Genomic DNA, 23,228 nt, shown 5'->3' with positions numbered 1-23,228 from the left:
AGCAGATAGCTTTCTATCTACTTCATTAATTATTATTCAGAATCTCTTGCAATAGCAATTAGTTGTGAAAACACTTGAGGTTCATTAATAGCTAGTTCTGATAACATTTTACGGTTAATAGTAATGTTTGATTTTTTAAGACCATTAATAAATTTTGAATAAGATAAGCCTTCTAATCTAACAGCAGCACTTATACGAGAAATTCATAATTTTCTATAGTCTCTTTTAACTTGTTTACGGTCTCTAAAAGCGTATGTTCAAGACTTAACAACAGCTTGCTTAGCAACTTTATATCCGATTGATTTGTGTCCAAAATAACCCTTAGCTAGTTTTATTCATTTCTTTCTTCTAGCTCTTGTAACTGTTCCACCTTTTACTCTCATAATATTACCTTCTTAATAAAAAATTATTAAATTAATGCCTTGAATCTCTTTAGATCAGAACTGTGCATTTGCGCAGATTTACGAGATTGACGTTTTTGTTTTGTGGTTTTATTTTGGGCTAGATGTGAACGATAAGCTTGTTCACGGATAACTTTACCAGTTGCTGTTACTTTAATTCTTTTTTTAAGAGCGCTTTTAGTCTTCATCTTTGGCATCTTTTGCTCCTTTATCATCATCAGAATCTTTTGAACTTGAATCAGATGATTTATTTTCAACTATGTTATGTTCTCTTTTGTATTTATTAACTTTGACCTTATTAGGTTGGAGATACATATCAAGAAAACGCTCGCCAATTATTTCAGGTTCTTTTGTTTTTTCAGCTACAGCCTCTACCAATTCATAAAATTTATTCATCATAGTGTAGCCTAATTCAGGTCTAGTTATTTCACGACCTCTAAATTTCAAACTAACCTTGATTCTGTCGCCATCTAATAAGAACTCAAATGCTTTTCTAGCTTTAGTTTTTAAATCATGATCACCAGTCATAGCTGTTAATCTAATTTGACGATTTTGAATTATTGTTTGTTTTTCTTTAGCAGCCTTTTGCTTCTTTTTACGTTCATATTTAAACTTACCATAGTCTAAAATTCTGGCAATTGGCTTCGGCTCAACAGCAATTAGAACTAAATCCATTTTGCTGTCTTTGGCTATTTCAATGGCTTCAAAGGTATTTTTAACACCTATTTTTTCACCATCAGCACCGATTAAGAACACTTTTTGAAAAGGTATGTTTTCATTAATCATATGTTCTTGTTCAGGCTTCTTTATTTTCTTGAAATTTTGTATAATAACTCCTTAGTTTTTTGATAAAAATTAAACATAAAAATAAAGTGATTCTCATCACTTCTATCTACAAAAAACATCATTGATATTTTTAATTGTAGCTAGAACCCAAGGCTATGGCCATCAGGTGAGAATTTAATCTACTTCTGCAATTAAATATTGCTATAGTATTTTAACACAAACATCATAATTTTTGATAGCAAAATAACAGATTTTTTCATTGCTAAATTATCATCATAAAACTGCATTTTAAGCCTTAATTAATGAGTGCATAATAAGCTGTTTAAAACTTATAAGCATTAAAATTTGTAATAAAATATAGTAATTGTAGAATTTGGTGTATGATACTTAATCATTGGAAAAAAGGAGCTTTTATGAATAGAAAATTAGTCAATTCATTTATAGCTGGTGGTTTATCAATTTCATTAGTTTTTGCTTCTGCACAATGTGGAAAATTAAATGAATTTAAATCTGAAGATGCAGCAAAGTTTAATAAAGAATTCAGAAATAAAGCTATTGCCAAAATCAATAGTATTTTTGATAAAGAAAAGCATGCATACTCGCTTAGTCAAATGCTTAAATTTGAAGACGGTACTAACAAATGAATTTTCGGAAATGACAAAGTGGATTTTGAAATTAAATCTGAAATATCAAATGTTTTTATTTTAAATTCAGAACCTTTGAATGAATTTAAGAAAAAAAATATTAAAGAACCTAAAAACATTGATAAGAAAAAACTTGCTAAACTAGAAAAAAAGGCTCAAGATGAACATAAAAAAGAAGTCAAAGCCTTTGATAAAGAATTCGACCTAGTAAAATTGGTTATTCTTGAAAACATCTTCAAAATATTTGAACAAAAATTTAATGAAATTTCAAAAAATGAAGCCAAACAAAAAGCATTTGCAAAGCAAATTAAAAAGTTAGATGATGCAATTAAGGAATTAAAAGCAAATCTTAAGAGTGAAGGTGATAAAGTCTCTGCATATGAAAAAATTTTAACAAGTGAAAACTGAGGATCACTTTTAACATTAATCAAGGCATAAATAAATAATCTAAAAACCAATAGCGCTATAAAACAAGGCTATTGGTTTTTATAATTCATGCAGTACTCAAGCAATAATTCTTTTGATTCTTGAGGATGTATACCGTTTTGAAGTGCACTTTTCAACAAAAGAATCATAGTCAGGCTGCTTTATATTTTTTATTATTAAGTTTTCTAGCCCTTCAGAAACAACAGGAAAGTCTTTGATTTTTTCTTTGTTATTTAACACTTTTGTTTGAAATGTTTTGTATAAAGATGCAACTGATTTTGGAGTTCTCTTAAACTTCATTGGTGAAAAATTAGATATATCTTTTCTTTCAAAAATCATTTTTCTCAACAATGATGCTGAAGCATATATGTCATTAGTTTGATCGGAATGAAAACCAACATTTCTTTCTATTGAATACGGAATAATAGGCAAATTATTGTTAATAATTGTTTTGATATATTCAAAAGCCAAAATATCATTCGGCATAATAAAATTATGGCCAAACAATATGTTTATTGCCATTGAAGAAGCTTTAGGAAAACTAATTTTTTCCTTTTTTTGTAGTGTTTTAACTAATTGATAAAATTCTCTTTCCTTTTCTTTTAGTCCTTTAGCAACTGCAATCATTAATTCGACATTATTTGACTCTGAGCCAAAAACCAATTTGTCAATTTTCCCTTTTTTATATAGTTTAATAACTGCATTATGAGCAAATACATGTGCTGCTTGCACTGTTTCTTTAAAGCTAAGCTTTAGCACTTTGTCAACTCCATATTTTTTAGCAATTCTAGCACGCTTTGAAAATGAAGCTACTGCCAGCTCTCCTCTTTGGGTAAATTTATCGCTCATTACTACAATAATTTTTTCATTTGGGAATTTATTCTTTATTCACCTAATTTGCCTAATATGACCATTATGAAAAGGATTATATTCAACAACTATGCCAACAGCCATTTTATCCTTTCAGGCTATAAATCAGCCATTTTAGCTAAAAACAATAATGTCTTGATAATATGTAAAACCAGCATCATTAAGTGGTTTTGTGTAGAAATATTGAACAATTATCTTTTCATAATCATTTGTAAAAAGATAATTTGTTTCATTTTGCCTTACAATCAAAAGATCATCAACTGATCTAAGTAAAGCAAATTGCTCAGTTTTATTAAACTGTGAATTTATTTTGTTAATAAATTCTGATTTAAATGTCTTTATATCTTTAGAATAAGTATTTAGTAGAGAGCTTAAATTAAGGGATTTATCACTACTTAATATGCTAGCTGCTCAATTTTGGCTTATCAACTTTTTTAAAATTTTGTCAATTTTTAATATATCCTCATAAAAAGGAGGCTTATTCATCTTTTTGTCATAATAATGCTGTAAAACAGCAATATTCGTCAAAATTGATGAGTTTTCTAGATCCAGCAAAGCAAACAAATTTTCTGCATAAGAATTATTTACTAGTGCATAAGAATTATATGAATAAAGATAGTTTGATTCATCTGGGCTCACATATTTATATGATGGGTTTAGCCTACTATCTAATGATTTTATAAATGAAATTAATTTTTGATAATAATTATCTATTCTTTGTGATTTTTGACTAAAAATAGGTATTACTCATTCAATTTTTTGACTTTGCAGTTCGCTATTTTCTTCATAAAATTTATCCAATAGTTTCTTCATCAAATATTTAAACAAGTTTCAATTGCTGGTTTTAAGTTGCTTATCAACATCTAATATTTTGTTTCCATCATATGAATCATTTTTTAAATCTAAGTTATTGTTTAAAAAATCAGAAAATTCAATTGTTTTTGTTTTAAACTCACCATCATTATGATAGTTAAATCTTATTCTATTGATGTCATTAATTAAATTAAACAAGTAATCGTCACTGTTACTTTCAGTGTCAAAATATAGCGACTGAGGCATAAATGAGTTTCAATATGTGTTATTTCCTAGCAGTTTAGTTGCTGTATATTGATTCATTAAATTATTTATAATGCTTAAAAATGTCAATGATCTAGGAGAATAAAGATTTATAAAGCTATTTCTGTTTAAGCCTGTTTTATAGGTATTAAAGACAAGTTTAGAAAAGGCATCATTAGCGATGAAATCTTTATTTAGGTTGGAGTTATAAAAGTATTTGTTTACATTCTCATTGCTTTTTTTAGTAAAAGCAAATGAAAGTCCGTAAATTTTAGGATTATTTTCAATGTCTTCTTTTTGAGTATCATTAAATAAATTGTAACTTGCTTCTGAAATAAGGTTTTGTCTATAAGCATTATAAGTTTGCAGCCTATAAGTTGGTTCATCGATCGGAACTGGATTGAACTTTAGTATTACTTTTTTTAAAGTTCTTTCATCCTTAACAAACAATTGCTTGGCATAAAAATTATTTTTTATATAAACTGCTTTATCTATTCCAAAGCTATTTATTACATATGGGCTGGCAAATAAGGCATTGCTATCATTAGTTTCAGCTGAAAATAGCGGCATAAAAATCATATTGTTAGTTAATACTTTTGTTACAAAATGATCCATCTTGCTTTTAGTATTATTAGAATTTACAAATGTAAGTGGTGCTTCAGCTTTAAGTTGTTCTATTCCATATTCACTTGTAATGTTTTGTAACTCATTTAAATTATTTTTGTAATTATAAGAGTTTCAAAAATGCTCATTTTTAACTAACATCCCTGTTTTATTACCGTTTTTGTCAACAAAATGGATTCCATCCTTAAGAACAAAATCCACTTTTTTAGCTCTTTTTAAATGTTTAATAAATAATGGATTGTTAATGTTTCCTTCTTCATCTGTTGTGACATTCACAATGCCAGTATCACTAAGCTTTGAATATGGCTTGACTGAATCTTTAGAGTATTCAACAACCTTGTCATCCAATAGTGTTATGTTTATTTTTTGGGCTAATTCAAATTCTAAATATTTGCTAGTCACACTAAAAAACTTTTTATTAAGGTTGTCAAATTTTGCTTTTCCTGAAGTTTTTCACCTAATTAAAGGAGCACTAAGTAGTGATTCATGATCATTTTCTATAGGCTTATTACTGTTTGTAATAACGTTTTTGATGTAATTAGGCTCATTTATTGATTTGATATATTCAAATCTACTTCTGTCATTTCTTATATTACAGCTAATCGCTAGTGAAGGAAGAGCAACAATTGGTAAAAGTGACAAGATTTTTTTACTCATACATTACTCCCTTACTCTTGAATTTCTATACATTACAATGCCAAAAATTTTGTTAATAATTATGAAAAGACTGGTAATTATAATAACAAATAAAGTGTAGCCAATGTTAGATAAGTCTGCAATTAAATCTTTAAATACATTACCAATGTTTAATGATTCTTCAACATTTTTAATATTAAAAAATGACAGAGTTGCTAAAACAAGCATATTCAGTGATAAGTTATCTGAAAAAAGAGTTAAATTAAGTCAAATGTTTTCTACAAAAATTATTCGCATTAATATTCACATTGGCGAAGCACCAAATGAACGGTATGCAAATATAAATTCTTTATTTTTTAAATCCAATGTGTTTGCATATGCAATGTAGAAAAAGCTAATTGATCCAAATATGCTTATAATTGCCAGCGCATTTGCATAACTATATCCCACAACTTTAAAAAGTAAAATGTTTATTATTAGAAATGGAAAAATGTTTATCGAACTAAAAAGATAATAGCTTATTTTACTTGTGGTTTTATTAGAATAAAAGCCAATGATTGAACCTAAAAATGTTCCGATTAGGAATTGAAAAATTATTGCTAATATGGATAACGAAATTGTTACTAAAAATGAGTAAACAAAAAAGCTGAATCTGTCTATTCTAAAGGCATTGGTGCCAAAAAGGAAGTAATATTTTTTGCCTGATAAAGATTTTATTAAAACATATGGATCATATTCAAGAATGACATAATCATTTATATTTAAAGTGCTTTTAATTATTGTATGATGCAAATCATCATTTTCCCTAATTATCTGTAAAACAGGATTATCGGTAAAAAATTTTCTACTAGTAATTGGACTGTAATAATTTGGTAAATTAGTTGCTAGCTCACTATCTAAAACTGGTTTATAGGGTGAGTAATTGAGTGCTAAAGCAATTGATGATATACATATTATTAGCAAAATAAAAGACAAAAATAAAAAGAGTCAAAAATAATTAATTTTTTTAGAAAAAAATCTATTTCAAAACAATTGGAAATTGCTTTTGTAATTTGCAACTTTAGCAATTTGTTTTTTGATTTTAGCCAATGAAAAGGATTTTTTAGATTCATTGGCTAAAAGCAAGTTGTTAGAGCTACTCATCTAAAGGTCTCCTTTTGCAACTTTTATTGGTCTACTAAACCTTATTCTAAAATTAAAGTTATTTTCAACTTTTAAAACATCATAAATTATTTCATTAATAGCTGAAAATACAAATATCACAAATGCTTTATAAAACACTAAACACATTAAAACATTAATTTCCCCATTAGCAAAAGCAGAGGTTAAAATTAAGCTTTGTCCTGGTATTTGGAAAATTCTTTCCATAATAATACCCAAGCTAATAATAAAAATTAAAACAGCAAGAATTCTATTAATTGTTTCAATGATTAAATTTTTCAATATGCCTATAAAAAAGACTTTTTGGTTACTCAAGCCCAAGGTTTTTAAAACCTTTATATAATCTTTGCTAAGTATATTAAGCATAGCGTTTTTGACTACTATTGCAAAAAATGACACAGTTATTATTAATATTATCGATACAGGCAAAAGCAATGATAAAAGCATATAACCAGCATTTATTGAATCGACAGAAACAAAATTTACTGGCAAGTCTGTGTATTCGGCCAAAATTATCATTAATGGTGCTAAAACGATGGCTGGAATGGAAGCAAAAATAAAAATAAGAAGGCTAATTACTGTATCAGTTAGCTTTGCGTTTTTATAGGCAAGCAATATGCCTAATAAATATCCAAAAACTATGCTTAAAATAAAAGCAATAGTTTCAAAGAGCAAACTGTATTTAAAATAGTAGCCAAAGTACTCTAATGCATTATTAAAGCTGCTAGAGCTATAAACTTGTCCAAAATTAGAAAAAATAGAACCTAAGAAAAACAAAAATTGCTTACTCAAAGGCTCGTTATTGAATTTATCATTGGCAATGAATTGAGACAAAAGCACATAAAATGATAATGTTATAAGAAAAATACCTATGAAGGCAAAAAGTATTTTCTTGAATGCGTATTTGTAAAAATTCATTGCAATCTTTCTACAATGAAGATTGACTATTTAATAATTTTGTTGTCTTTTAGAACTTCAAGAATTCCAGTAGATGCAACTTCTTCGTCATCTCCATTAAATTTGATTGTAATTGAGTCATTTTGTTTAACACCAAGTGTTAAAACGTTCATCAGTGACTTTAAATTGGCTGTTCTGTTGCTTTTATTATTAGTAATAAGAATATCACACTTATATTTTGAAGCTTCAGCTGTTATGTAGCTAGCTGGTCTAGCGTGTAGGCCAATAGGGTCAATTACTGTAGCTGTTAATTCCTTCATAATAATGCTCCCGCTATTTATTTTTTATTGTTAAATATTTAAATTATACACAAAATTAAGCATCATAATTTTTATATAAACATTATGGAAATAGTAATAAAATGTAAATATTTACATACCTAATTTAACATTTGCGACTATAAAACAATGCAATTAGGCTAAATTTGTATTTTAATTTTCTTAAAAAATACAAATATAAAATGAATGTTATATCTATGTAGAAAACCTTATATAATAAGGAATATATAAAGCTTGGAGGTTGATACATGGCAAAACCAAAAAAAATTCTTTCAATTATGGCTTCACCAAACAATCCATCACTATCATCAGCTGCTAATGTTAAGGTTGCTGAATTGCTAAGAAAAAAATATCCTAATAGTGAGTTTACATTAGTTGATTTAAACAATACACCATTTGCAACAAACTCTCTTACTGTTCCATCTAAGCCAACATTTTGAACTGAAACTGAATCAGATTACTGAATTGACAAACTTAAGGAAACTGATATTTTAATTCTTTCTACTCCAATGATTAACTTTAACTACTCAGGAGCACTAAAAAACTTTATCGATTCAATTTGTGTTGCTGATAAATCTTTTACATATAAATATGTAACAAAAGGAGCTTCAAGAGGACTAATCGACAAGTTAAAAGTTATTATTGTTGCTACTCAAGGAGCACCAAAAGGATGATATTTATTTGGCGACCATGTTAAAAACTTAAAAGGAACATTTAAGTTTTTAGGAGCTAAAAAAATTAATTCATTATTAATTGACGGGACAAAAGTCGCTCCTAAAAACAAGATGAGCTTTAGTGAAATATTAGCTGAGTTAGAAGATCAAATAAATGAATTAGTTGAAAAATACTAATTAACTAGCTGGTGAAATAATTTGTTTAAGCCTGTTTTATAGGGAAAACAGGAAACTGTAATAAAAAAAGCTAAGAGCAAAAACTTAGCTTTTTTAATTTTTTATTTTTCTTTGCTTTCAATTGCTTCATTAATCACAAAATATTTGTATATATTTTGCAAAAGCGCATTAACTAATTTGTAAAAGTTTGCTTCTTGTTCATAAAATGATTTTGTTATTTCAACAGCCTCGTTTATGACAATTTTGGGGCTAATTGATAAAAGTTCATGAGTTGCGTTAAGTAAAATTGCTCTAATTAATGCTGGAAGTTTAGTTCAAGCTGTGTTTTGATTTAAAAATTTTAGAATAGTTTTTTGATAGTAGTCATAATTTAAGCTAATTAGTTCTAATTGCTTAAATTGTTCGTTATCAATATCGCTTTCATCAGAGAATATTTGGCTAGGCAAAAGCTTCGCTTCTAGAAGTTCATACTTATATAAAACATTAATTACGCCAAGGCGGTATTCTCTTCTTGATTTCATTTCTAACTCTTTCAAAAAACTAATATGAAACTTGTTTTCTCTCACCTACGTATTTATCGCAAAGCAGGCTAACTACAGGATAAATTGCAGATAATACAAATGTATAAATTGGAATATTAACCATTGATTTAGCAATAATTGGAATAGCAAATGTTACATATTTATCAGCATATCCTCAATTTTTGTTGTCAATGTAATTTCTATATTGAATATAAAGAATTGGCCCAAATATTCAACGGTAAATTACTTGAATAAATGTAACAATACTAAATATTAAAAGGTAATCTAAAAACTTAGGGTTTTTACTCTTAAAATAGAACGAAACTAATGTAATAACAGTAACTAATGAAAGAGATAAATAAATAATAATGCCAATTAAGGTCAATAAATAAGGATATTCAATTGTTTTATCTTTTATTTTCTTTTCATAGTTAGCAAAACTAATTCCAGTGCTTCCGTCTTCAAGCTTAACAATGTTTTGCGTATAGATATAAATCATTGTTGCCATTGCCGAAATAATAACTACAAATGGAATAATTAAGCGTGCTATTACTGATGATTTAAACAAAGCGAAATAAATGGCACTTAAAAAGGCTATTATTGCTGGAACTAATTGGTATGTCCAGTATCATAAACCAATTCTTCCCGTCAATAACAGTGCTAGGACATCGGCTATAACACCTAAAAAAGCTCCTTTAATTGGCCCAAGTATTATTCCGTACAATATGCAGAATAATATTTCAGCCTTAATAAGCTTGCTTAAGCCAACAAAATACAATATTGATGATGTTACCAAAAATAAGCTAATAACTAAGCCAGAGATTGCAAGCTCCATTACTGTAAAACGAAATGGTTTTTCAAACAGAGCTTTAATATTTGAGATAAATTTACTTTCCTTTTTTTCAACAGGTTTTTCAATAAGTCAATCTGTTGCATTTGCAACAGATTTTAATTCTTTGCTACTATATATACCCTCCATAGTAAATTTATAATACCACAATATTAAATTTGTATAATATAAATATGAATAAATTAGAGTTTGGAACTGCTGGAATCCGTGGAAAAATAGGATCAGGTGTCGAGAATTTAAATATAGCTCATGTTAGAAGAATAATACATGGGTATGCTAAATATTTACTAAACAAGTATGCTAAGCAAGAAATTAAAGTAGTTATTGGAAGAGATAATAGAAGAAAGTCATATAGTTTTGCACTTTGCAGTGCACAAATATTAGATTCATACGGAATTAAGGTTTACTTTTCTAAAAATATTTGCCCTACACCTTTTGTTAGCTATTCAATTATGCATTATAAAGCGCATGGGGGCATTAATATAACAGCTAGTCATAATCCAAAAGAGTACAATGGAATTAAACTTTATAATGAATCTGCTTTTCAAATGCTTCCTGAAGAAATTCAAGAAGTTTCTAGCTATTTTGATGATTATGAAAAGTACTTAGAGCCCTATAAAACAGTCAAAAGCATCAAAAAGTCTGATTTTAATAATTTAGAATTTATTCCAGAAAAAGTTAAAGATAAATACCTAAATTCAGTTGCACAAATAGCAAATAATTTAGATAAATCAGTAAATTTAAATCCAGAAAATATCAAAGTAGTTTACTCACCATTACACGGAACAGGTTCTAAATTTGTCCCAAAATTATTCAAAAAATTATTTTCTGAATCGGTTTCTGACATAAATGAAAGCATCTTTTATGTTAAAGAACACATGAAAATTGACGCAAATTTTAAATATGTTCAATATCCTAATCCTGAAAAACATTCAGCTTATGAATTATTAATAAAATTAGGCAAGCAAAAAGATGCAGACATTTTATTAATGAGCGACCCTGATAGTGATAGAGTTGGGCTAGCAGTTAAGCATAGTGATGAATACAGAATTTTAAATGGTAATGAAACTGCAATAATAGTTTTTAAATTCTTGTTAGATTTAGCCAAAAGCACTATAAAACAACCTAATAATCATTATATTGTTTACTCTTTTGTTTCAACTAACATTCCTGAAATATTGGCTTTATCAGAAGGAATTAAATCAGTAGTGGTGCCCACTGGATTTAAATGAATAGGCAAAATAATCAATGAGTTTTCTAATGAAGGCAAAAAATTTATGTTTGCCTTTGAAGAAAGTTATGGATCATTAATTGATGAAAATCTTTCAAGAGACAAAGATGCATTGCAATCAATTGCAATACTAACTAAAATGGCTTCTTACTACAAAAAGAAAAACAAAACTTTAATCGACTTACTTAATGAAGTTTATGAAACAGTAGGTTATGTTGCTAGTGAAAATATTGAAATTGAGGTTGATGAAAGTACTGATTTAGCTTTATTGCAAGAAAAATTTAAGAATTTAAATTTTGAAAACAAAATAATTGATGACTTTAATTTAAAATCAAGTTTTATGAAGTCAAACATGATTCAAATTAAGTTTAAAAATGATAATTCTTGATTAGCACTAAGACCATCAGGAACTGAGCCTAAAATCAAGTTTTATGTCTTTGCTTTTGATAAAACAATTGACTTAGCACAGCAAAAATTAAACAAGTTTAAAGAAACGATAAAGTCTATTTTATAGGCAAATAAAAAAATTAAGGGCTGCCTTAATTTTTATTATTTTTTAAATCTACATCAATCAATGTAGCTCTTAGAGGCTCTCCCCCATACTCTTCATTAAAAAGTGTTTTAAATGGCGAATGATTATCATTATAATGAATTAATTCAGCCTTTACATACTTATTAAGATCGAAATTTTTAATCTCAGTGTCATTATTTAAGACTCCAGGATAAAAGTAAGTGTAAGTATATACTGAGACATTAGCAGGCTTAGTCAAGTCTTTTTTATCTTTTGTTAAATCAACACGTAAAATATTGCCATCTTTTAATAATAAGTAGACATTTTCTTCATTGGTTTCTTGATTTTTCTTACCAATTATATATTTAGCAACGTCATTTGTTTTTGGTTTATGAAATGCACCAAGTTCAACACTACTTTTTTGTGCATCAATATTAGCCTTTTCGTGCACTGCTTTAAATTGGTCAGATACATCATAAAGAACAAAAACAAATCTATCTAAGTTATATAAGAATCATAATCAATTTTTCTTATAAGCTTCATCAAGCTTTGAATCTAATACTTCAATAGGATAAGCATCACCCTTGCCATATGAATCATCTGATCCATAGCTACTTACAATGTTGTTTTTATAGCCTAAATATGACTTTATATCTTTTAAGTAATCTAGATTGATATTTCTTTGTTCTTCAACATACTTATCTTTTAATTCTTTGTTATTTCCATATGCTTTATTTAAAATGGCTTGGACATAGTCATAATTTAAGAAAGCATCCCAGCTTTTATTATGGTTATCATTTTTTATTAAATTTGCTTCACTATTACTTTGTTTATTAGTACATGAAACTGATGAAAGTGCAATTAGTGGAAAAGAAGAAGGAATTATGTAACTAAAATATTTTTTATTTTTCATCATTCCCCCCTTCATTTAATGTCAAGGTTGATAAGAAAGGATAATTATAATTTTTCTTCACTAAATCTTCTTCAAAACTTTGATAGCCCTTTGGGTCTTTATGATATATTGCTGAGTGGATTATGTCTGAAATAAATTTCATAGATATTTTGTTATCTCTAGAATACAGGCTAAAATGGATGAATTTGTCTATTTTAAAAGGGTATTGGGCATCTTTTGATATAACAACTCTAATAATAAGTTTGTCTTTTTTAATGTACATAACTTTTTTACCAGGAGTATGAGCTGACTCACCCCCTTGAATTAAAGAATCAATATTTTTGTTAGCAAATGAAAAACTATCTATGCCAGGGTTTTGATCTTTGCTTTTATTTAGAAATTCATTAGAATGCTCAGCATTGCCAGTTTTTTCTAAAGTTCAAACCTCAAAAGGTCTAACTGCAAATTTGTCAATATTTTTAAGCATAAACAATCAATTTTTAGAGTAGAAATTATTTAATTCTTCTTTGTGCTTTTTCACCATTTTTAAATGATCATGGCCAGGCTTTTGATTTTTTCCTTTTCTAACAAAATAAGGAACTTTCTTGCTTAATTTTTTAATTTCACTAAATAGCTTTTTCTCATCTTCTTGAGACTTGACATATTCATTTTTCTTAACAATGTCATCTTCGAAAGTCAGGGATAGAAGGCTTTTTATTATATTTTCAGTAACTACTTCTTTGTTGCTAAGCACTTGTGGGATGATGTCATATTCTTTTGGAATATGTAGTAAAAGATTTGATGAAGTAGATAAATTAGAAGTTTTTATACATGAAACTGCAGAGACTGCAACAGGCATAATTACTAGTGGAGATATTAATGCAAATTTTCTACTTTTCATAATCAATATTCCTCATTGTAAATCTATAGATTGACAAATTATCCTTATTTATAGTATTTATGGCATCAACAAAATGTGAGTTATATTGATGCTTAGCATGAAATTCAAAGAATTTTTTATCACCTTTTGATTTTAAAAATTCTGTTAATACCTTATTTATGTCAATGCTATGCGATTCAGTTGCACGAAGTGATCTAGATCCATCTTCTTCATTGGCTTCAGCATTATCATCATTAGCATCATTAGCATCATCTTCTGCCTCACCAATTTTTTCTTCAATATCAACTAATAAATCTTTTTCGCGTTTACTATTTATTTCATTCTCAAGTGTCAAAATTTGCTCTTTAAGATTTGCTGATTCTTTGAAAAGTAATAAGTCAGTCAAAATTTGCAATTTTGGTTTGCCGTCTTCCACATATTTCAGCACTTTTATAGCTTTATTAGTGTCAAAAATTAAGTACCATGATTCAATTTGACTAATTGAATTTTGCACATAAGATTTAGGATCAATATTTTTGTACTTATCCTTATTTTTATCTACTCATTTTTTAATAATTGATGAAGCATCAGGAAACTTATATTTAAAAATTGCTTCTGGCTTTTTATTTTTGATATTAGTTGTTCATGAACCAAGCTCATCATGAACTTTTTCAAAAAGTTCTTTTTCTCCTTCAAATGTTTTATACAAATCATTATATGGAGAAAAAATAAATCAAAAATGATCAAGATTGTTTAAAACTCAATATCAATCCTGCGACAAATGCTTTTGTATTGCATCTTTAGCTTTATTTATAATTCTTGAATAATGACTGCTTCCATCAGAAGCTTTATTTGAAATAAAAACTGGGTAATATGTAAATGAATACTCTAGTTCTTTGAAAAGTGCATTAGATCTGTTTTCTTGAAAAGAGACATAATTTTTACGTAGATCATCATTATTGTTAGTATAAAAACTAAGCATTTCATTCACAATAGGATTTTTATACAATTTGTCTATTTTGGGTGCTAAATTATTGTTATTATTAGTGCTATTAGTATTTTTATTATGATTGCTTGCAGCAATTATAAGAGGTATAGGCGGTATGAAAGCAATGGCAGCAAGCAACATAAATTTAGATTTTTTCATACTAATCCTTTACATTATTCAATTTATGTATAGCACTATAAAACAGGCACAAAATGCATAATTGGAAATATTGAACTAAGTGTTAATAACTTTTTCATAAAACAATGTCTCCAAATGGCCTTTTTTAGCCCCAGAATAGATTATGTTCCCATTGTGTATAAGAGTTACTGAATTGACATATTTATCAATTTCAGATAAAACGTGCGAGCTAATTAAAATTGCTATGCCATCATTTTCATTTAAACTTTTTAATAATGAAAAAAGTTCATATCTAGCAGTAGGGTCTAAGTTAGCAGCTGGTTCATCCAAAATTAATAATTTAGGATCATGCAATAATGCTTGAATAAGCAGCACTTTTTTCTTTTGACCTGATGAAAAGTTGTAAGGTTTATCGTTTTCAAGATCTTCAATGTTAAATAATTTTAAAAATTTCTTAATTTTTAAATCTGCCTGTTTTTTAGGTATATTCGACAAAATAGAAAAGTTATATAAATATTGATAAACACTTAATTCTTTTGGAAAAATTGCATTTTCAGGCACATAGCCAATAATTGACTTAACGCTAGCATCTTTTATGTTTTTGCCATAAATTAATATTTGACCTGAATAATTTGGATATGCTCCAATTATTGATTTAATTGTGGTTGTTTTACCAGCACCATTTTCGCCAATAAATGCATGAAAGTCGCCAGAGTTTATAGTTATATTAACGTTTTTAATGCCTCTTTTGGTTTTGTTAAAGACTTTAGTCAAATCAATTACTTCTAAAACTTTATCCATAATTATTTGTACTCCTTCTTTCTATACAAGGCAAAAACTGAAGCAAATAAAACTCCGTTTAAAATAATTCAAATTGGAATATAGGCATTTTTATTAACAATTTGGCTACTTCTGTTTATCGCAAAAACCTTATCTGCTGATTGGAAAAGATAATTATTCTCACTAGGGTCTAGTTCATATCTTATTTTTATTTTGGCATTTTCAATGCCGCCATTAGCACCTTTTTTTCCAACAGGGACAACTGTTTTAACAAATCTTTTGAATCCGCCTATTTTATAGTCTTGTCCGAGAATATTAATTGTGTATTGAAAGTCTCCAAAAGATTCTTTAGTATCAGGGTTTTTTAGCATAGCTTCATATATTTTGGTTTCTGGATAATTAAAATATATGTAATTTAAAAGTGCTACTGTGAAGTAAATTCTTTTTTCAAAAATAGATTTTATTTTGTTTTGTTTCAATGCATTTTCATCAAAAATTGTTACATTGGCATTATTGTATTTATTAATTTCACTGGCATTATCAATATCATCATTATTGATGTATTTACTAATTTCAGTCATTAATAATTTATTTATTTCAACTAAATTGTCATTTTGAGCAATTTTTGCATTGAATTTTTCAACGAAGTTTTTAGCTATTAGATTAAATCTTTCATCTCTAAGAGCTTCATAAATATATTTTCACTTAATTCTGCCAACTAAATTGCTTCCTTCATCACTGAAATTAGCATCATCTTCAAAAAATTCGATATTTGGATCATCAGAACCAACACGAGCATAAAGAATGTCATGGTTAACAACTTCAATATTGCTGCCATATGCATCTTTTAAACTATTATTAGACTTTAATACGCCAGGGACAATGTATTTAAGCGTATTATTTTTATCAGAAGTAATATATTTTTTTAAATTGACGTTTGTGTCTAATTTATAGTTATATGTGACGTCATCAAGCTCATTGTAATACACATAATTATCTAAGTTAGAAAACTTTTTAACTGATGCCGATTCAAAAACGTTTTTGTTTTTGAAGTTGAAGATATCAATTAATTGGTATGGTACTGAGAGTCATGAATATGCTTGTCATTCAGCACTGGATTTATTAGAAAGCTTCATAACTTCTTGCAAATACTTAATTTGCTCTTCTGAAAAGCCTTTATTATCAGCTCCGTTTGAAATAAGCAAAAGCTCATCTTTTTTATTGTTTAAATAAAAAGGTTCTATATTTGCCTCATTGCCAGAAGCGTGATATCGATATGGTCTATTAATAAAGTGTGCTGCATTATTAATATTTGAAGCGGAGTTAGCTGAAATTAATGAGCCACCTAAAGCCAAGGGAATAAAGAGTGCAATAGGAATAGTCAATGCAATTTTTTGGCTTAATTTATAGCAAATTAAGGCTGTAAATAGGCCAAAAAGTAAATATGTCATTAAGCTAACAAAGAAAAATAATAATGAAGCTAAAAAGAATTGTTTAATTTCATAAACTGCATAAAGACCAAATAGTGCAGCAACAAACATTATTATTGATCATAGAAGACCAAAATAAATTAATGCTAGCAGTTTACCTAAAATTAAATTATTTCTAGAAATAGGCTTAGATAAAGTGATTATTTCTAGTCCTTCACTATCAAAGTCTTTAAAGATGTTTAAAGCTTTAATAGATGAAAAAATAACTGTTGCTGATGCACTTATGAAAATAAATATATAGGCTGAAAGTAAATGGTAGTTTTCACCTACTGCAAATTTATAAACTAATCCAATAATTAGTGAGAATACCAAAATTAGTATAGGCAAAATGAATGTACTAATTTTTCTAAAGACAATGTTAAAAGCAAACCTGGAGTATTTAAAAGCAGATGTGCTCATTATTTCTCCTTATGTTTAATAAATTAAACATAGTTATAAAATAAATTCATAACCTGTTTTTTAATTGATTTTATTATTGTGTGAATTGCCTATATGAATAAAAATTATTAGTTAATAACAACTATTAATAATTTCTAATAATATTTTATTACAAATTATGTCTTTATAAATAATTTTGGGAATGAAAGTATTAAGTGGGTAAGATGGTAATTCAATTCTTACTTCAATATTTATTCTACTCTATTTTATTTCTGGGCATAAGAAAAATTCACAATATTTTATTATTGTGTTTTTTATCCCTGTTTTGTAGTACTTTTAGTCAAATTAAATGATTATTAAATTGTGGTTTGTTTCAGAAATTATTGTTCTAATAATTGTATTGATTGATTTAAGCCCAAAATTCTTTCCTATATATCTTTTTAAGTCGTGAGAAACAAATGTTTCAGCATTACCACTTGTGTAATATTTGTTTGTTATTGTCTCATTTATGAACTTATTATTAGTTGTATAAAACCTTATGAATTTCTTTATATCATTGATTTTTTGCACTGTTTTAGGCTTGGGTGAGAGTAAATTAATTGTATGCTTTAAATAGTTAGTAAACTCATCAAATTTACCTTTATTATACAAATAATTAAGCTCTTTAAAATGGTCTATGCCATCAAATATTCTCTTATTTGCCTTGTTTAATGTTTCATTAAAGCCATATATTTTAAATAGTTCTCTAATAAAGTGATATTTATCAAATACTCTAGTGCTTTGTAGTGCTGTTGCTAATGTAGTAATAACTTTAGCTCCATCTCCTGAAACAATTATTTGCTTATTTGCATATAGTTTAGATAAAGCATTTTGGATTGCATTATGAAATCCTGCTTCATTTTTCTTAATATCTTGCTTAATTCCTAAGTTACTAATTTGCATTATTGTAGTTTTATTTTTTATTTTGTTATCTCTATTATGTTCTAGTGTATGAATTGTAGCCATTCTACATCTAAATTTAGCTTTATATCCATTAACTCTAGCATAAAAATATGAATCATCTGTATCAATCTGAATTGCATCATATTCTTTATCTTTGTGACATTTTAATTCATCCATATTTGCCTGTTTTATAGGGGTTTTGTTTCTATGATATGCATAAATATAATAAGGTATTTTATTGCTTTTGACTTTGCCTAATTTTTTGTAATTACGTTCATAGAGCCTATCATTTAAGCATCTTTCTATATCATCAATGTAATATTTAAGTCTCTTATTATGTTTTAATATCTCATTATGATAGTAAACAAAGCATTTTCTAGTCACTTTGTGTCTATACATATATAGAGTATAGTAATATGCTTCGCCTTTTACTATGATTACTCTTGTTATCTTACGTTCAACATGATATTCTTTTTTACGTTCGGCACTGTTTTTGTATTCTTCAGCTTGCTGGTCTCAAAGCATAAAAAGTTCTTGCATAATTTCCCCTTTATGCCTTTATTATAGATAAAAAAGGAAAATTATCCAAATTAGTTTTTTAACTTATTTAGATATCTTTTCACTAAAAAATATATGTCAAAGTAATTACTTTATACTTACAGTCTAAGTACTTAGTAATTAGTTACTAGTTACACTGTAATTACTTTTAAAGGGCTTTAATTAGCTAAATTATCAATAAATTTTTTACCAAATTATGAAAACTTTTGCATTCCTAGCTAACTAATATAATTGCAAAACACTAATAATTGTTCTTTATGTGCTTAAAATTGGTTATTAAATAAGTATATTTGCAACAACTATAGACAGTAATTAATTTATGATTGCTTGTTAATTAAGTTGTTGTTTATATTAATGAAATATATAAGTCAATTCGATTTAAAAAGTGCATATATTTCTTATGTTACCTAAAGTAAAAAGGTAGTTTTACCCTGTTTTTTATATGTGTATTGTTGTGCTTTTTTATACATATGCAAAACAAAATATAATTACAAACTAATTACATTCTAATTAGTAGCTAATTACTTTCTAATTATTTTATAATAGATTGTAATTATAATTACACATACAGAAACAAGGAGATTAATGACTTTTTTTACTTTCCATTCCAATAAGGGGGGAGTTGGAAAGACAACAATTACACTTAACATTGCATATGCTTTAGCAAAGCAAAATAAGAAAGTTTCTAAGAAATTTAATATCTATAACTTAGACAATAAACAAATATTTGAATTATGTTTTAAAAGCAATTATAGGGTTTATAATAATGAAAAATATTAAGCCTGTTATTAGTTATTATGGGTCTAAATATAGATTATTAAAAAATATATTTAATGTCTTAGAGTTAAACTCATCAGATATATTTTTAGATTTATTTGGCGGTTCAGGAATAGTTGGAGTTAATGCTAAGCATTTATATAACTGCCAAACTATTATTAATGATTATGATAATGTTTTGCCCTTGGATTTATCTTATGCTCTAAAAAACATCTTAAGCTTTGAAGGCAATTTAAAGAGCTACACTAAAGCAAGGTTAGATTACTTTATTAAAAGATTAGATAATGGCTGATTGGATAAACTAAACATTTACAACCAGATATTGCAAAATATTAAAATAACTCATTGTGATTACAAAGTCTTATTACAAGATATTATAGATAGTCAAGACAAGATCACAAAGTTATATGTTGATCCACCTTATTTTAATAAAACTCAAATGTATAAAACTAGTTTTACAAAGCAAGATCATATTGACTTGTTTAATATGTTATCTAAGTTAAAAGGACATACCAAAATAGTTATCAGTTATAACAATGAACCTTTTATAAAAGAGCTTTATAGAGACTGAACTATTAATGAAATTGATAAGACTAATGTTTGTGGAATTAGCAAGACTTCATCAAAAGTTAAAGAACTATTAATTACAAATACTATTTAAATAAATTAGCTATTGATTAAATAAAGAATTAATGTCAAAATAAGCATTATAAAAGCCAAGTTATAGTATCCTGGCTTTTTCTTTATTCTAATTACATTCTAATTACTTTATAATTAGTTTCTAATTAGTTTATAATTATATTGTAATTACTTTCTAATTACAAATTAACATATAGCAATAAAGGAGATTAATGACTTTTTTTACTTTCCATTCCAATAAGGGGGGAGTTGGAAAGACAACGATTACACTTAACATTGCAGATGCTTTAGCAAAGCAAAATAAGAAAGTTTTAATCTTTGACTTTGATAGTCAAGGTTCATTATCAAATGTTCTTAAAAGTAATATAAACTACAATGAAGATGATTCAGGTAAATGATTAAAAAGAACATCAACAGAGCAAGAATTAGCTAATACTATTCAGCATTCTAGAATTAAGAATATATATTATGTACACACCAATTCTTTATTAAATAATGTAAGAAATTCATTGCTTAATACAACATTAAGAGAACTAGTTTTAAGTTCAAACTTAAAGCTAATGAATAATTACTTAGTTAAATTAGGAATTGATTATGTATTCTTTGATCTAAACCCAATCTTTGATGATATAGCAAAAAATGTTTATATTGCTTCAAAGACAGGTATCATCCAAGTTGTAGAACCACATATTTTTAGCTTGCAAGGACTTAATGTTATGCTTTCAGAATGAAAGAATAATACAAGAGAACTTGGTCTTAATGACAATATCCAGGGCATTATCCTAAATAGAATTAAATCTAATAAGTTATCAAAAGACTTCTTCTTTTTCTTGCATGAAGAATATGGGGACAGAACATTAAAAACATTTATACCTGATAATATAGGTATGGCTACAAGTACAATTAGTTTATCTTTTTCAAGTGATATAGCAACACTTAATAAATGAAAAAGACCTAAATGAGTTTTAGAGAGTGACTATAAGGACTATATCAAGGATGGCAATCCAATAGAAAATTTAATTATTGAATTACAAGAAAGAAAGATCCTATAATTAGTTTCTAATTAGCTACTAATTACTTTCTAATTATTTTCTAATTACTATATAATTAGTTTGTAATTATAAAGTACACTGGAAGTGATAATGGAAAACAAAAATATATTTAAACAAGTAGCATCACAGACTCAGAAATTGCAACAAGAAAACTTTGATAAATCTAAAAAACTAGATAATGACCAAGCAGTAGATAATTTATTAAACCAAGCAGATAAGCTTTTAAATAAACCAACTAAACAAGTTAAAGCTAAAAGAGAAGGTAAAGCAACAGGATTGTATTTAACACAATCTTTAGTTGATGATATAACCAAAGTACAAGAGCAAGCTATTAATTTAGGCTTTGGAAAAGTAAGCATTCCTGACTTAATTAAATATGGCATAGTTTACTTTAAAAGATTCATATTAATGAATTTAGTTGAGTTGCCTAAAGATGATAAGTAAATAATTTCAAAGATTAGTACAAAAAATCAAATAGGACTAATTTAATAAGTAGCCCTATTTTTTCCTTTTTCTAATTACTAGCTAATTATAAAGTAATTAGTTTGTAATTATATTGTAATTACTTTCTAATTAGAAATACAACTCATAAGACAAATGCAAAGGATTAATTAATGACAATCAAATTCATAGTAAAAGACAAAAAAACAATTGAACTATTAGAAGATGCTAAAAAGGGAGATCTTATTGATTTATCTAGTGCTGAAACAGTTGACTTAAGTATTATCAATAAAGCAATTGATGAAGCTAAAGACAATCTTTATAATGAGAAAATAGCAACCTTAAAAAAATTATTATTTACTGAATATAAAAGAAAGCTAACAGAAGAAATAAGTGCAATCAAAGACAGGCTGTTTGAAACAATAAATGCTCAAAAAGATAAAATAACAAAATTAGAGACACAAATTAGTAATTTTGAAGAAAACCATAAGCTAGATACTATAGTTAAAGTTGCTGAAGCAATTGAAGGCAAAAATAATGAAATTAATAGGCTTAATGATAAAGTTAAGGACTTAGCACACAAAATTAATCTATTAGAAGTAGAACACAAAAATGAAATAAGCAATAAAGTTATTGAAGCTAATAAATTAAATGAACAAATTAAAAAGTTAAACAGAGAAAAGCTAACTAAAAATGTTAAGGTTCTTGGAGAAGAGTTAGAGAACTACTGCATAAATGAATTTAATAATGTATCTTCTTATGCTTTTAGAACATCAGTATTTGAAAAGGATAACACTGCTATTAAAGCAGAAGGAGAATTTAAAGGTTCTAAGGGAGACTTTATCTTTAAAGTTTATGCTGAAGAAGAAAGAAAAACTCCACTACTTGGTGTAATGTGTGAGATGAAAACAGAGTTAGAATCATCAGTGTATAAACAAAAGAACCAAGATCATTACAAAAAGCTTGATAGTGATAGAGAAAAGAAGCAACTTGATTATGCCTTGCTTGTTAGTGAACTAGAGTATCAAAATAGTGATTGATTAGTTTATAGAGTGCCTGAGTATAAAAATATGTTCGTAGTAAGGCCAATGTACTTTATTACTATGCTTGGTATATTAGAAACAATAGCACTTAAGTATAAAGAAATTACATTAGATAAGCAATTTAAAGAAATTAGTTTTTCTGAAAAACAAAAAATATTAGATGACTTTAAAGACTTTAAAGATAGCATTCTTGATACTACATTAAAATATATTGAAACTAAAGTTAGTGAAATTAATAAATCAGCTGAGAACATTAAAAAAGAAGCTCATAAGATTTTAGAAGGAACAGAAGTAATAATTGACAGACATCTAAATGCAATTAAAAACAAAATTAACAGCTTTAGTATTGGTTCAAGAGTAATTAAACCAATTGAGAAGCTAGCTAGTAAGTAAATAAAGAAAGCCAAGTTGTAGAAACCTGGCTTTT

24 protein-coding genes are annotated in these 23,228 nt (G+C 27.0%); 8 read left to right on the top strand and 16 right to left on the bottom strand.

Annotated elements, in window-relative coordinates; translation table 4 throughout:
- Window positions 1-32: 32 nt before the first annotated feature.
- From rplT to infC, 3 genes are read right to left on the bottom strand one after another with little or no spacing between them, the layout of a single operon-like run.
- A complete protein-coding gene (gene rplT / locus MAGA_RS02610; protein ID WP_004023890.1) occupies window positions 33-383 on the bottom strand; it encodes a 50S ribosomal protein L20 in 351 nt (116 codons plus the stop codon).
- A gap of 26 nt (window positions 384-409) precedes the next feature.
- Window positions 410-598 (bottom strand): 50S ribosomal protein L35, encoded by a 189-nt coding sequence (rpmI, locus tag MAGA_RS02605; protein WP_004023889.1) that lies wholly within the window; start codon window positions 596-598, stop codon window positions 410-412.
- Window positions 579-1,187 carry a translation initiation factor IF-3 gene (gene infC, locus MAGA_RS02600; protein WP_013022110.1) on the bottom strand — a complete coding sequence of 203 codons (609 nt, stop codon included), beginning with the start codon at window positions 1,185-1,187 and terminating at the stop codon, window positions 579-581. Before infC ends, rpmI begins: the two co-directional genes overlap by 20 nt.
- Window positions 1,188-1,600: 413 nt before the next feature.
- Here infC and MAGA_RS02595 point away from each other — a divergent pair, with 413 nt between their 5' ends.
- Window positions 1,601-2,269 (top strand): MAG4740 family lipoprotein, encoded by a 669-nt coding sequence (locus MAGA_RS02595; protein ID WP_013022109.1) that lies wholly within the window; start codon window positions 1,601-1,603, stop codon window positions 2,267-2,269.
- A gap of 48 nt (window positions 2,270-2,317) precedes the next feature.
- Here MAGA_RS02595 and MAGA_RS02590 read toward each other — a convergent pair whose 3' ends face one another.
- From MAGA_RS02590 to MAGA_RS02570, 5 genes are read right to left on the bottom strand one after another with little or no spacing between them, the layout of a single operon-like run.
- Window positions 2,318-3,211, bottom strand: a complete 894-nt coding sequence (locus tag MAGA_RS02590; protein ID WP_013022108.1) for a nucleotidyltransferase — start codon at window positions 3,209-3,211, stop codon at window positions 2,318-2,320.
- Between the two features lie 30 nt (window positions 3,212-3,241).
- Window positions 3,242-5,464 carry an OppA family ABC transporter substrate-binding lipoprotein gene (locus MAGA_RS02585; protein ID WP_013022107.1) on the bottom strand — a complete coding sequence of 741 codons (2,223 nt, stop codon included), beginning with the start codon at window positions 5,462-5,464 and terminating at the stop codon, window positions 3,242-3,244.
- A 3-nt stretch (window positions 5,465-5,467) separates the two neighbouring features.
- Window positions 5,468-6,586 (bottom strand): ABC transporter permease subunit, encoded by a 1,119-nt coding sequence (locus tag MAGA_RS02580; RefSeq protein ID WP_013022106.1) that lies wholly within the window; start codon window positions 6,584-6,586, stop codon window positions 5,468-5,470.
- Window positions 6,587-7,522: an ABC transporter permease subunit gene (locus tag MAGA_RS02575; RefSeq protein WP_013022105.1), complete on the bottom strand. Its 936-nt coding sequence runs from the start codon at window positions 7,520-7,522 to the stop codon at window positions 6,587-6,589.
- A gap of 26 nt (window positions 7,523-7,548) precedes the next feature.
- Window positions 7,549-7,821, bottom strand: coding sequence for an HPr family phosphocarrier protein (locus MAGA_RS02570; protein WP_011949638.1), 273 nt, complete (start codon window positions 7,819-7,821; stop codon window positions 7,549-7,551).
- Window positions 7,822-8,087: 266 nt separating this feature from the next.
- Between MAGA_RS02570 and MAGA_RS02565 the strand changes: the two genes are divergently transcribed.
- Complete coding sequence (locus tag MAGA_RS02565; RefSeq protein WP_013022104.1) at window positions 8,088-8,690, top strand: FMN-dependent NADH-azoreductase; 603 nt, start codon at window positions 8,088-8,090, stop codon at window positions 8,688-8,690.
- A gap of 101 nt (window positions 8,691-8,791) precedes the next feature.
- Here the strand turns inward: MAGA_RS02565 and MAGA_RS02560 are convergent, their stop codons facing one another.
- Window positions 8,792-9,211 carry a transcription antitermination factor NusB gene (locus MAGA_RS02560; RefSeq protein WP_011949636.1) on the bottom strand — a complete coding sequence of 140 codons (420 nt, stop codon included), beginning with the start codon at window positions 9,209-9,211 and terminating at the stop codon, window positions 8,792-8,794.
- Between the two features lie 19 nt (window positions 9,212-9,230).
- Window positions 9,231-10,190: an ECF transporter S component gene (locus tag MAGA_RS02555; protein WP_013022103.1), complete on the bottom strand. Its 960-nt coding sequence runs from the start codon at window positions 10,188-10,190 to the stop codon at window positions 9,231-9,233.
- Window positions 10,191-10,234: 44 nt separating this feature from the next.
- On the opposite strand from MAGA_RS02555, the gene MAGA_RS02550 reads away from it, so the two are divergent.
- Entirely contained in the window at window positions 10,235-11,806 is a 1,572-nt protein-coding gene (locus MAGA_RS02550) for a phospho-sugar mutase (protein WP_013022102.1), read from the top strand.
- Window positions 11,807-11,831: 25 nt separating this feature from the next.
- On the opposite strand, the gene MAGA_RS02545 is transcribed toward MAGA_RS02550, so the two are convergent.
- The 6 genes from MAGA_RS02545 to MAGA_RS02520 all read right to left on the bottom strand — a co-directional run bounded on the left by MAGA_RS02545 (window position 11,832) and on the right by MAGA_RS02520 (window position 18,831).
- Window positions 11,832-12,716 carry an aromatic motif membrane protein gene (locus tag MAGA_RS02545; protein WP_226876349.1) on the bottom strand — a complete coding sequence of 295 codons (885 nt, stop codon included), beginning with the start codon at window positions 12,714-12,716 and terminating at the stop codon, window positions 11,832-11,834.
- Window positions 12,706-13,596, bottom strand: a complete 891-nt coding sequence (locus MAGA_RS02540; protein WP_013022100.1) for an aromatic motif membrane protein — start codon at window positions 13,594-13,596, stop codon at window positions 12,706-12,708. The genes MAGA_RS02545 and MAGA_RS02540 overlap by 11 nt, the downstream gene beginning before the upstream one ends.
- Window positions 13,586-14,722, bottom strand: a complete 1,137-nt coding sequence (locus MAGA_RS02535; RefSeq protein WP_013022099.1) for an aromatic motif membrane protein — start codon at window positions 14,720-14,722, stop codon at window positions 13,586-13,588. Before MAGA_RS02535 ends, MAGA_RS02540 begins: the two co-directional genes overlap by 11 nt.
- Before the next feature lie 75 nt (window positions 14,723-14,797).
- Window positions 14,798-15,502 (bottom strand): ABC transporter ATP-binding protein, encoded by a 705-nt coding sequence (locus MAGA_RS02530; RefSeq protein ID WP_013022098.1) that lies wholly within the window; start codon window positions 15,500-15,502, stop codon window positions 14,798-14,800.
- A gap of 2 nt (window positions 15,503-15,504) precedes the next feature.
- Window positions 15,505-17,370 carry an ABC transporter permease gene (locus MAGA_RS02525; protein WP_013022097.1) on the bottom strand — a complete coding sequence of 622 codons (1,866 nt, stop codon included), beginning with the start codon at window positions 17,368-17,370 and terminating at the stop codon, window positions 15,505-15,507.
- A 324-nt stretch (window positions 17,371-17,694) separates the two neighbouring features.
- The gene (locus MAGA_RS02520) at window positions 17,695-18,831 is read right to left on the bottom strand and encodes an Mbov_0401 family ICE element transposase-like protein (RefSeq protein ID WP_013022096.1); all 1,137 of its coding nucleotides are present in this window, start codon (window positions 18,829-18,831) and stop codon (window positions 17,695-17,697) included.
- 603 nt (window positions 18,832-19,434) lie between these two features.
- On the opposite strand from MAGA_RS02520, the gene MAGA_RS04735 reads away from it, so the two are divergent.
- The 5 genes from MAGA_RS04735 (at window position 19,435) to MAGA_RS02495 (ending at window position 23,194) form a co-directional block, all read left to right on the top strand.
- The gene (locus tag MAGA_RS04735) at window positions 19,435-19,629 is read left to right on the top strand and encodes a ParA family protein (protein ID WP_013021950.1); all 195 of its coding nucleotides are present in this window, start codon (window positions 19,435-19,437) and stop codon (window positions 19,627-19,629) included.
- Window positions 19,616-20,287 carry a DNA adenine methylase gene (locus tag MAGA_RS02510; protein ID WP_013021949.1) on the top strand — a complete coding sequence of 224 codons (672 nt, stop codon included), beginning with the start codon at window positions 19,616-19,618 and terminating at the stop codon, window positions 20,285-20,287. The genes MAGA_RS04735 and MAGA_RS02510 overlap by 14 nt, the downstream gene beginning before the upstream one ends.
- A 190-nt stretch (window positions 20,288-20,477) precedes the next feature.
- Window positions 20,478-21,317: a ParA family protein gene (locus tag MAGA_RS02505; protein ID WP_013021948.1), complete on the top strand. Its 840-nt coding sequence runs from the start codon at window positions 20,478-20,480 to the stop codon at window positions 21,315-21,317.
- A gap of 90 nt (window positions 21,318-21,407) precedes the next feature.
- Window positions 21,408-21,761 carry a hypothetical protein gene (locus tag MAGA_RS02500; RefSeq protein WP_013021947.1) on the top strand — a complete coding sequence of 118 codons (354 nt, stop codon included), beginning with the start codon at window positions 21,408-21,410 and terminating at the stop codon, window positions 21,759-21,761.
- A 170-nt stretch (window positions 21,762-21,931) separates the two neighbouring features.
- On the top strand, window positions 21,932-23,194 hold the full coding sequence (locus tag MAGA_RS02495; RefSeq protein WP_013021946.1) for a DUF2130 domain-containing protein: 1,263 nt from the start codon (window positions 21,932-21,934) through the stop codon (window positions 23,192-23,194).
- The last annotated feature ends 34 nt before the right edge of the window (window positions 23,195-23,228 follow it).

This window comes from Mycoplasmopsis agalactiae (assembly GCF_000089865.1).
Lineage (GTDB): Bacteria > Bacillota_I > Bacilli_A > Mycoplasmatales > Metamycoplasmataceae > Mycoplasmopsis > Mycoplasmopsis agalactiae_B.
Note: the sequence above shows the minus strand (reverse complement) of the source record. Positions and strands in the feature narration are given on the sequence as shown.